General features: G+C 49.3%; 1 pseudogene. It reads right to left on the bottom strand.

The features are described 5' to 3' along the window. Positions 1 to 212 (bottom strand): annotated as a pseudogene (locus EZM41_RS00685) (hypothetical protein); the annotation flags it as partial. Positions 213 to 353: the final 141 nt, after the last annotated feature.

Here is a 353-nt window from a genome sequence, read left to right as displayed (position 1 = left end):
TCGTCTATGTAAAGCCCCTGGAGCGCTTCGGCTTCCTCTATGCCTTTGGCCCAGGCCTCTTCTATGCTTCCGGCCACGTAGGTCGCCGGCTTTCCCTCCTTGTCGCCGATCACGTTGACGAGGCTTTGGACGACGCTGTTCTTTTTGCTGGATAGATAGGTGTTGATCTCGGCTACGCCTTTCTCTCCCAGGCAGCACATTTCACTCGACATGGTATCTTACCCCCTTTTAATATTTTATACAATATAGACTATAGCTTGCAAAAGGAAGCGCAAGGGAAGTGGCCTTCTCTGGGCGCATTGTCACTGCATCCGTGATAAAATTTAAAAGCATATGCGTATGACAATGAACTC

This window comes from Acetomicrobium sp. S15 = DSM 107314, assembly GCF_016125955.1.
Classification (GTDB): Bacteria; Synergistota; Synergistia; order Synergistales; family Thermosynergistaceae; genus Thermosynergistes; species Thermosynergistes pyruvativorans.
Note: the sequence above shows the minus strand (reverse complement) of the source record. Positions and strands in the feature narration are given on the sequence as shown.